The organism is Mesorhizobium sp. M7A.F.Ca.US.006.04.2.1, assembly GCF_004022915.1.
In the GTDB taxonomy this organism is placed as follows: Bacteria; Pseudomonadota; Alphaproteobacteria; order Rhizobiales; family Rhizobiaceae; genus Mesorhizobium; species Mesorhizobium ciceri.
The window spans coordinates 1-9,189 of sequence record NZ_RZQA01000167.1 but is presented as its reverse complement, the minus strand read 5'-3'; the positions used below and the strand labels follow the sequence as shown (position 1 = coordinate 9,189).

At 63.7% G+C, this 9,189-nt stretch carries 10 protein-coding genes; 6 read left to right on the top strand and 4 right to left on the bottom strand.

From position 1 onward, the window contains the following. Positions 1-302, top strand: a 302-nt coding sequence (locus EN925_RS11660) for an amino acid synthesis family protein (RefSeq protein WP_164894182.1), incomplete at its 5' end; no start/stop codon positions are given. A 3-nt stretch (positions 303-305) separates the two neighbouring features. Here the strand turns inward: EN925_RS11660 and EN925_RS11655 are convergent. The 3 genes from EN925_RS11655 to EN925_RS11645 form a co-directional block, all read right to left on the bottom strand. After that, positions 306-1,442 carry an amidohydrolase family protein gene (locus EN925_RS11655; RefSeq protein WP_245460996.1) on the bottom strand — a complete coding sequence of 379 codons (1,137 nt, stop codon included), beginning with the start codon at positions 1,440-1,442 and terminating at the stop codon, positions 306-308. 101 nt (positions 1,443-1,543) lie between these two features. Then, entirely contained in the window at positions 1,544-2,095 is a 552-nt protein-coding gene (locus EN925_RS11650; protein ID WP_024502291.1) for a MarR family winged helix-turn-helix transcriptional regulator, read from the bottom strand. A gap of 48 nt (positions 2,096-2,143) precedes the next feature. Next, entirely contained in the window at positions 2,144-2,788 is a 645-nt protein-coding gene (locus EN925_RS11645; protein WP_063173769.1) for an isochorismatase family cysteine hydrolase, read from the bottom strand. Between the two features lie 232 nt (positions 2,789-3,020). Here EN925_RS11645 and EN925_RS11640 point away from each other — a divergent pair, with 232 nt between their 5' ends. Both EN925_RS11640 and EN925_RS11635 read left to right on the top strand, forming a co-directional pair. Continuing rightward, the gene (locus EN925_RS11640) at positions 3,021-3,875 is read left to right on the top strand and encodes an NAD(P)-dependent oxidoreductase (RefSeq protein ID WP_127369245.1); all 855 of its coding nucleotides are present in this window, start codon (positions 3,021-3,023) and stop codon (positions 3,873-3,875) included. Next, the gene (locus EN925_RS11635; protein WP_127369246.1) at positions 3,872-4,678 is read left to right on the top strand and encodes an SDR family NAD(P)-dependent oxidoreductase; all 807 of its coding nucleotides are present in this window, start codon (positions 3,872-3,874) and stop codon (positions 4,676-4,678) included. The genes EN925_RS11640 and EN925_RS11635 overlap by 4 nt, the downstream gene beginning before the upstream one ends. A gap of 107 nt (positions 4,679-4,785) precedes the next feature. Here EN925_RS11635 and EN925_RS11630 read toward each other — a convergent pair whose 3' ends face one another. Beyond that, positions 4,786-5,571, bottom strand: a complete 786-nt coding sequence (locus EN925_RS11630) for an SDR family oxidoreductase (protein WP_127369247.1) — start codon at positions 5,569-5,571, stop codon at positions 4,786-4,788. A gap of 99 nt (positions 5,572-5,670) precedes the next feature. On the opposite strand from EN925_RS11630, the gene uxuA reads away from it, so the two are divergent. The 3 genes from uxuA to EN925_RS11615 form a co-directional block, all read left to right on the top strand. Beyond that, positions 5,671-6,855: a mannonate dehydratase gene (gene uxuA / locus EN925_RS11625; protein ID WP_127385005.1), complete on the top strand. Its 1,185-nt coding sequence runs from the start codon at positions 5,671-5,673 to the stop codon at positions 6,853-6,855. Positions 6,856-7,171: 316 nt separating this feature from the next. After that, positions 7,172-8,191: an isopenicillin N synthase family oxygenase gene (locus EN925_RS11620; RefSeq protein ID WP_013530313.1), complete on the top strand. Its 1,020-nt coding sequence runs from the start codon at positions 7,172-7,174 to the stop codon at positions 8,189-8,191. Positions 8,192-8,526: 335 nt separating this feature from the next. After that, a partial coding sequence (locus EN925_RS11615) for an NtaA/DmoA family FMN-dependent monooxygenase (protein WP_128336549.1) occupies positions 8,527-9,189 on the top strand: 663 nt, incomplete at its 3' end.

Here is a 9,189-nt window from a genome sequence, read left to right as displayed (position 1 = left end):
CCGCCGCCATCCTTCATCCAAAGCTCGGCGCCCCGTTCCGCGATGTGCTCGGCAAGGGCGCCGCGCTCATTCCCTCATCGAAGAAGCGCGGCGGCCTCGGCGTGCCGCTCGATATTCCGCTCGGCCACAAGGACGCGGCGCGGGTGCGCAGCCATTTCGACGGCATGGAGGTTCGTGTTCCCGACGCACCGCGTGCCGACGAGATCGTCGTCGCTATCGCCGTCACCGATTCCGGCAGGCCGCACCCGCGCGTCGGCGGGCTGACCAAGGACAAGATTGTCGGCATTGACGGCGTCGGCTGACCGTCAGGCCGCCAGGACTTCCGGCACCCGCATCGCCGGCGGGGTGTTGCGGCTCCGGCCGGTCCGCACCACGCCGTCGATGACGACCATTCCAATGCCTGGAAGATTGCCGAGCGCCACGCTGTCGAGCAGCCCGTCGCCGGCGCCGCCGATCGCCTGATCCATGAAGATCAGGTCGGCGGCGCGACCGACCTCGATCAAACCGCGATCGTCCAGTCCGCGCACGCGCGCCGTGTTGCCGCTGGCAAGGCAGAACGCCACTTCCGGTGCAATACCGCCCAGCGAAGCCAGCATGGTCAGGGTTCGCAGGATGCCGAGCGGCTGCACGCCGGATCCGGCCGGGCTGTCGGTGCCGAGGATGACGCGCGAAAGTTCGCCGCGCTGCCTTGCCAGGTCGAGCACGAACAGTCCGGTGCGCAAATTGCCGTTATGGACGATTTCAAGCGCCCTCGAACCCTTCTCGCAGATCTGACGTATTTCCGCCTCGGGCAGGGCGGTTGGCCCGCCATTGACGTGGGCGACGATGTCGGCGTCGACCTCCAGCACGACATCCGCGCCGATGCGGCCGGAGCCGGGCAGCGACGGGCCGCCCGTGTGGGTCATCGAGGTCATGCCGTATTTGCGCGCCCAGGCGATCATCTTCCGGCCGGTCGGCCCATCCTTGACGCCGCCAAGCCCGACTTCGCCGACAAGCGTCACGCCGGCCTCGGCGAGACTGCGGAAGTCTTCCTCGGTAAGGCCGGGTTCCAGGATCGGTGCCCCGGCCAGGATCTTCATGCCGTTCGGACGGAAGTTGGAGAAGGTGCGCTGCGCCGCGATCGCCAACGCCTTCAGCCCGACAAGATCGCGCGGTCGGCCCGGTGTGTGGACCTCGCCAGCCGAAATGATCGTGGTGACGCCGCCATGCACGGTCGAATCCATCCAGCCGATCTGGTTCTGCCGGGGCGTCCAGTCGCCGGCCACCGGATGGGCGTGGTTGTCGATAAGACCCGGCGCGACCGCACAGCCCATCGCATCGATGATCGTCGCCGCGCTGCCGCCATCAATGTCGCCTGCCTTGCCAATGCCTGATATGCGTCCATCGCTCACGACGATGGTGTCGGCGTCGATGATCGGTTGTGCGAGATCGCCGCTCAGCATGAGACCGATATTGCGGACGACGAGCGTGTTGGCAGACGACTGGAGGTCGGACGACACCGGTTCTCACTTTTGCTGTTATGGAAAAAAGGACTGGACGAGGCTTATTTGCCGCCGTCGCCATTCGTTGGATCGTCGTCATTGATGCGCTGGAGCAGGCGAAGCAGCGTCGCCTGCTCAGCCGGGGAGAGCGGCGACAGGAACCGCCGCCCGACCTCGACGCTGCGTTCGAGCCGCTCCAGCGTATAGTCGGTCCCTTTGCTGGTCAGCGCGATCATCGTCAGGCGTTGGTCGGTTTCGGAGGCGCTGCGCGTGATCAGCCCGTGTTTGAGCAGTTTACGCATGACGATGCTGATGGTCGACGGGTCCATCGCCGTCAGCCGGCCGAGATGGTTCTGCGAGACTTCGCCATGCTTGAGGATCGTGGCGAGCGCCGCGAATTGCGTTGGCGAAAGGTCTTCGCCGGCCATGACCTGCTGGAAGCGCAGTGTCGCGCGCTGATGCGCCCGGCGGATGACGTGCGCCGGGTGACGGTCCAGTTCATAGCCGGTCTCGGCGTATTGCTGCAGCACTTGCTCGCGGCTCGGGGGTGCATCGCCGCTCGGCGTTTTCGAGGTCGCGCCTTTTTCGGATTGCGGTTTCTTTTCAGTCGTCACACCGGACTCCTATCGCCGCTGTCTCGGATGTCGCCGGTTTGGAAAAGCTCAAGCCGCGACCTCCGCTGGTTGAAGCGACGTCCCGTCGCGGAGGGCTGCGACGACATCAGCCGAATCGCTGACCACGCCGAAATGGGTCGCTATGTCGTAGAGCGAGCTTTCCTGCTCGCGGGGTCCCGTTGCTGCGCAGCAATCGCTTGGCACCACCACCTCATAGCCCTGGAAAAAGGCGTCATGGACGGTCGAGCGCACGCAGATGTTGGTGACCACGCCGAAAATGACCAACTGGTCGACCTGCATGTCTTTCAGCGTCAGGTCGAGGTCGGTTTGAAAGAAGGCCGAGTAGCGCCGCTTGATGACATGGATCTCATCATCGCGGGCGCCGAGATCCTCGATGATCTCCGGCCCCCAGCTTCCATCCAGGCAATGCGGTGTGCGCTTCAGCCATTCGCGCTCGCGTCGCATGCCCGGCCGGTGGCTGTCATGGACCCAGATCACCGGCACGCCGGCGGCGCGCGCGGCCTCGATCACGGCCAGTTGCGGCGCGACCAGCGTCTCGTACCCAGGCAGGACCATGGCCCCGCCGGGCTTGCAGAACTCATTGACCATATCGATGACGATAACGGCTGCACGGCGTGGATCGAGGCGCACCGCATCATCGTGCCGATGTGAGGAAAAACTGTCCACGGACATGGCGAGCTCCTTTGACCGATCGTTGATGCTCATACAAAAAACCCTAGTGGATGCCAAGTCAATCCCGTTCGACGCAAAGCGTGCTGGTCGGCCTTGCGCACCGCGCTCCGACAAGCGTATGCGCTATTTGCCCATCGCGAAATGGCCTTGACAACGCTTGTCAGGCATGTGCTCGATTTGTATGACCATCAATGATATTCAAGCCGCTGAATTGCGGAGCCGAGGCCGAGATATGAAAACCATCGTCACCGGAGCCAGCGGCCTGCTTGGCCGCCATGTGGCCGAGGCTCTGGTTGCGGCCGGCCACGATGTGCTTGGTGTCGATGCCGTGGTACCGGGTGAGGTCGCATGGCGCCACGCAACCGCCGATTTGACCGATCTGGGATCGACACTGCAGCTGGTGCGCGATTGCGATGCCGTTGTGCATGTCGCGGCCATTCCGCGGCCGACCGGCCGGGCCGGCGGCGAGGTGTTCAAGACCAACATCGCGACCGCCTACAATGTGGTCGAGGCAGCCGCCATGGCCGGCGCTAGGCGCTTCATCTATGCCTCATCCTTCAGCGTCTTCGGCTATCCCTTTTTCGAAAAACCTGTGCGGCCGCCCTATCTGCCGGTCGACCTGGACCACCCGGCCGGCGCGCAGGATCCGTACGGCCTGTCGAAATGGCTGGGCGAGGAAATCGTCGACGCGGCGGTGCGCCGCGGCGCCTTTTCGGCGGTCAGTATCCGCATGCCGTGGATCCAGACGCCGGGTTCATTTTTCGAGGGCGTCGGGCCGCGCCGCGCCACGGCCGACAGTGCCCGCGACCTGTGGGCCTATCTCGACGCGCGCGACGCCGGGCAGGGCTTCCTGCGGGCGCTTGAATGGCAAGGCGACGGCCATCTGCGCGTCCTGCTCAGCGCCGCCGACACCTTCATGGAAGAGGAAACCGAAGCGCTCGTGCGCCGGGTCTATCCCGATGTCGCTCTATCGCGGCCGATCGCCGGCTTTGGCGCCGTGCTCGACACGGTCCATGCGCGCGAAACGATCGGCTTCGAACCACAATATTCATGGCGTTCCTATCCAAAGCCGGAGACCGGGGGATGAAACGATTCGACCAGAAGAAGATCCTTGTCACTGGCGGCGCCGGCGCGATCGGCGGCGCGGCGGTGCGGCGTTTCCTTGACGAAGGCGCGCGCGTCGCCATTGTCGATCGCAATGGCGCGGCGGCGCAGCAACTGGCTCGCTCACTGGGTGAAAACGCCATTGCCATCGAAGCCGACGTCAGCGATGAAGCGGATGTGCGGCGCGCCGTCGAGGCGACCGTCGAGACGTTCGGCGGCCTCGACGCGGTGTTCAACAATGCCGGCATTTCCGGCGTCGTCGCTCCCGTTCACGACCTGCCGGTCGAGGACTGGGATACGACCATCCGTATCAATCTGCGCGGTATCTTCCTCGTCCTGCAGGCATCGCTTCGGGCGATGATCAAGGCGGGGACCGGTGGCTCGATCGTCAACATGGGCTCATCCATGGCCGGTTGGGACGTCCTTTCGGGCGGTGCCGGCTATGTCGCTTCCAAACACGGCGTGGTCGGCCTGACGCGGGTTGCGGCGCTCGATGCCGCGCCCTACGGCATACGCGTCAATGCCATTTGCCCCGGCGTGATCGAGACGACGCTTGGCGTGCTGGCTTCCGGTGACGGCGAATTCAAGAGCAGCGTCCAGCATTTCGCCGACCGCATTCCATTGCGCCGCATCGGCCAGCCGGACGATGTCGCGGCCGCCGTGGCTTTCCTGGCCTCGGACGAGGCGAGGCACGTCACAGGCGTGGATTGGCTGATCGACGGCGGCCAGACCTTGCAGAGCTGGGCCAACGCCCCTGATGGCGGTGCGTTTCCGAAATTTCGCTAAAGCTCAATTTCGCTGCTCGATTTGCTTGAGCATTGATCTGCAAGAATTCGGCAAACCAATTGTCGGATGCCGGCCGCTCCCGCTAAAGGCCAGGCCCCATTCGCGATCTACTTCACGCCGATGCCGGCGGTCAGGCCGCCATCGATCTTGTAGTCCGCGCCAGTGCAGAATCCGGCCTTCGACGAACACAGGAAAGCGATAAGTTCGGCCACCTCCTCCGGCTCGCCGATGCGCCCGATGGGGTGCGCTTCGCCGAAGCGCTTGTAGGCGGCCTCGACATCGGCGTCCGTGCCGTTCTCGCCGCGGGCGGCCTGCTCCAGGATCGGGGTGCGGATCGAGCCGGGGCTGACGGAATTGACGCGGATGCCGGAGCGCGCATGGTCGAGGGCCAGGGCACGCGTCAGCGTGTGGATGGCGCCCTTGGTGGTGGCATAGGCGGCGACGTTTTGCTGGCAGGCAAAGCCCTGCACCGAAGCGACGTTGACGATGGCGCCGCCGCCCCTGCGGACCATTTCCGGGATGCCGAAATGCGCGGTCAGATAGATCGACCCGACATTGACCGACATCGCCTTGTTCCAGGTCTCGAAATCGGTGCTGACGGCGGTTCCGTACGGATGCACCGCCGCCGAATTGACGACGATATCGAGGCCGCCGAACCGCTCCACGCCGGCCGCGACCGCGTCGCGAACCTGATCGGGCACGGAGACGTCGGCGCCTATCACCAGCGCCCCGGCTGCGGAGCTTTCCAGTTCCGCTTTCAACGCCGCGTTGGCCGCGCGGTCGATGCCGCAGGCGACGATCGCAGCGCCCCCTGCAGCGAGGCGTCTGGCGGTTGCGAGGCCAATCCCGGTCGTCCCCGTCACCAAGGCAACCTTGCCGTCGAAATCCTTCATTGGGAAAACTCCTTCATTCGCTGTCCGAAACCGGTTCCTAGTTTGACACCCATTGTGGTCCAACAATAGGTTGCCATCCTCTCGCAGAAGGAAGCGGCAATGGAACAGTGCTGGCGCTGGTATGGACCAAACGACCCGGTAACGCTCGATCATGTCAGGCAGGCCGGTGCGACCGGCGTGGTGAGCGCCTTGCACGATATCTATGACGGGCGCGCCTGGCCGCTCGAGAGCATTCTGGAGCGCAAGCGTGTCATCGAGGCCGCCGGCCTGACATGGTCGGTGGTCGAGAGCATTCCGGTCCACAACTCCTTCAAGATCGGCGCGCCGGAACGCGAGCGCTACGCCGGCTACTATCGCGACTCAATCCGCGCGCTCGCCAAGGCCGGCATTGCGACGGTCTGCTACAATTTCATGCCGGTGGTCGACTGGACCCGCACGGATCTCACCTATCGGCTGCCGACGACGGGCTATGCGCTGCGTTTCGACGCCATCGATTTCGCAGCCTACGACCTGTTCGTGCTGAAGCGCGTCAATGCCGAAGCCGGCTATACCGCTGCCCGTATCGCCGAAGCGGAAGCGCGGCTGAAGGAATTGAGCAGCGAAGCGATCGACAGGATCGAACGCAACCTGATCGCCGGCCTGCCGGCGACCGAGCGCAGCTATGACAGGGACAGTTTTCGCGAGGCCCTGGCGGACTACGATGCGATCGGACCAAAGGAGCTGCGCCAAAACCTTGCCTGGTTCCTGCGCGAGATCATTCCGGTGGCCGAAGAGGAGGGGGTGCGCATGTGCATCCATCCCGACGACCCGCCCTTCTCGCTCTATGGCTTGCCACGCATCGTTTCGACAGCCGAGGATGCGCGTTTCATCCTTAACGCCGTCGACAGCCCCGCCAACGGCCTGACGTTCTGCACCGGCTCTTATGGCACGCGCGCCGACAATGACATCGTCGCCATGGTCAAGGAATTCGCGGACCGCATCCACTTTGTCCACCTCCGCAACATCACCATCGAGGATGACGGCTCGTTCTACGAAGCCGAGCATCTCGAAGGCGGCACCGACATGGCGCATGTTATCCTCGCTCTGATGCAGGAAGAGGCGCGCCGTCGCGGGGAAGGCCGTGCCGACTGGCGCATTCCGATGCGACCAGACCATGGCCATCTGCTTGCCGACGACATCGGCAAGACCAGGATCAACCCCGGCTATTCGCTGATCGGCCGGCTGAAGGGCCTCGCCGAGCTGCGCGGCATCATGCGCGCCATCGAGCGGTTCGAGCTGGCTTGAAGCCGTCCTGCCGGTCGGCTGGCGGGATTTACAGACGATCACGCGCGATTGCGCTTCCGCTGCGACTTATACGCTGTCGCACTGGAAAGTGCGGTCCACGAGAGGCATGGCGGGTAAAGCACTTGTCGGGAAATTATTTGCCGACAGGTCATAATATGCAGCGCTGACGTTCTTCCATCCGGCCCGGATTGGACTTCCTGTTGCTTTGATCGGCACGCCTTGCGTGTCACTTTGAGATGCATTCATGCTCGAAGCTCTTGCCGGTGGTCGCTTCTACTTCTCCTAAGCCAGGGCAGAGAAAAGAAGGAAGCTGACCATGCCCAGAATTGTGCCGGTGCTTGACCTGAGCCGCCTCGAACAAGGTGCGTCCGAGTATCGTACCTTTCTCCTGGACCTGCGTACGGCAGCCCGGGACGTTGGCTTCTTCTATCTCAGCGGCCACGGAATTTCCGCCCCGGAGATCGACGACGTGCTCGATGCCTCGCGACGGTTCTTCGCGTTGCCGGAGGCCGACAAGCTGGCCATCGAAATGGTCAAGTCCCAGCAGTTCCGCGGCTACACCCGCGCCGGCGGCGAACTGACCAAGGGCGCGGCCGACTGGCGTGAGCAACTCGACATCGGCGTCGAGCGCCAGCCCATAGCGCAGGGACCTGGAATTGCACCGTGGACACGGCTGCAGGGGCCGAACCAGTGGCCGTCTGCACTGCCGGAGCTCAAGCCGGCACTGCTTGCATGGCAGGCCAAGGCGACCGCGGTGGCCATTCGGCTGCTGAAAGCCTTCGCACTATCGCTCGATCAGCCCGAGGACGCCTTCGACGCGATCTATCGGGACTCGCCCAACCATCGCATGAAGATCGTCCGTTATCCCGGCCGTGACGCGACCGAAGGCGACCAGGGCGTCGGCGCGCACAAGGATGGCGGTTTCCTCACCCTGCTGCTGCAGGACGACAACAAGGGCCTGCAGGTCGAATATGACGGAAGCTGGGTGAATGTGGATCCGCTCCCTGGAACGCTGGTCGTCAACATTGGCGAACTGCTCGAACTGGCATCGAATGGGTATTTGCGTGCCACCGTTCACCGCGTCGTGACGCCGCCTGCCGGCGTCGAGCGGATCTCCGTTCCCTTCTTCTTCAGTGCGCGGCTGGACGCGACCATACCGCTTCTGACCCTGCCCGAGGAATTGGCGGCCGAAGCGCGCGGGCCGGCAAGCGATCCGGACAATCCGTTGTTTCGCGATGTCGGCACCAATGTGCTCAAAAGCCGACTGCGTTCACATCCCGACGTGGCACGCCGCCACTATGCCGATCTTCTCCAGGCCGGAGCGGCGGGTTCGTGAACTCAGCTCTGCACGAATTTTTGCCGTTTCATATGTTTTTTGGAATGCCATTCGTCGCCAAGGCTTCGAGATAGGCGCAAAAAGGTAAAATCGTTTAGCGGTTTCCTCCCATTCCGCTGGACGGTGTTCCCCTCTGAAGGTTCAAACCTTCTTTTGGCCGGGCCGCATTCGAGCCCGGCCATTTTTTGTCCTGGTCCCGGACAGCGCAAAACCTATGCTGCAAAAGGCCGGTGTGGAGGAACAGGATATCTTCCCGAGTTGCGCGGACCGTCCGATCCTGAGTTTAGGATTCGAGCGCTAGTGCTCGACTGTATCGATCGGTCGAAACGACTTTCATGACACAAAAACAATTGCACCTCGGCGCCTTCATGCGCCCCGTCAGCCTGCATACCGGCGCCTGGCGCTATCCGGGCGCCTATGCCGACGCCAATTTCAATTTCGCGCATCTGAAGCGCTTCGCCCAGACCTTGGAGGCGGCGAAGTTCGACGCCTTCTTCATGGCCGACCATCTGGCCGTTCTCAACATGCCGATCGAGGCGCTGCGGCGCAGCCACACGGTCACCTCGTTCGAGCCGTTCACGCTTTTGTCGGCGCTCGCCGCCGTCACCGACCATATCGGGCTGGTCGCCACCGCATCGACGACGTTCGACGCGCCCTATCATGTTGCCCGCCGCTTCGCCTCGCTCGACCATATCAGCGGCGGACGCGCCGGCTGGAACATCGTCACCACGTCCAATCCGGATGCGGCGCTCAATTTCGGCCTCGACGAGCATGTCGAGCATGACGAGCGCTACCGGCGGGCCCGGGAATTCTACGATGTCGTCACCGGCCTGTGGGACAGCTTTGCCGACGATGCCTTCATCCGCGACGCCGAAAGCGGGTTCTATTTCGACCCGGCCAGGCTGCATGTGCTCGACCACAAGGGTGAGCATCTCTCGGTGCGCGGCCCACTCAACATCGCGCGGCCAATCCAGGGCTGGCCGGTCATCGTGCAGGCC

Excerpts from the sequence above, each read along its gene's own strand:
- EN925_RS11635 (WP_127369246.1), top strand. The coding sequence starts at position 3,872 with ATGAAACGATTCGACCAGAAGAAGATCCTTGTCACTGGCGGCGCCGGC.
- EN925_RS11640 (WP_127369245.1), top strand. The coding sequence starts at position 3,021 with ATGAAAACCATCGTCACCGGAGCCAGCGGCCTGCTTGGCCGCCATGTG.
- EN925_RS11655 (WP_245460996.1), bottom strand. The coding sequence starts at position 1,442 with ATGCTGAGCGGCGATCTCGCACAACCGATCATCGACGCCGACACCATC.
- uxuA (WP_127385005.1), top strand. The coding sequence starts at position 5,671 with ATGGAACAGTGCTGGCGCTGGTATGGACCAAACGACCCGGTAACGCTC.
- EN925_RS11645 (WP_063173769.1), bottom strand. The coding sequence starts at position 2,788 with ATGTCCGTGGACAGTTTTTCCTCACATCGGCACGATGATGCGGTGCGC.
- EN925_RS11620 (WP_013530313.1), top strand. The coding sequence starts at position 7,172 with ATGCCCAGAATTGTGCCGGTGCTTGACCTGAGCCGCCTCGAACAAGGT.
- EN925_RS11630 (WP_127369247.1), bottom strand. The coding sequence starts at position 5,571 with ATGAAGGATTTCGACGGCAAGGTTGCCTTGGTGACGGGGACGACCGGG.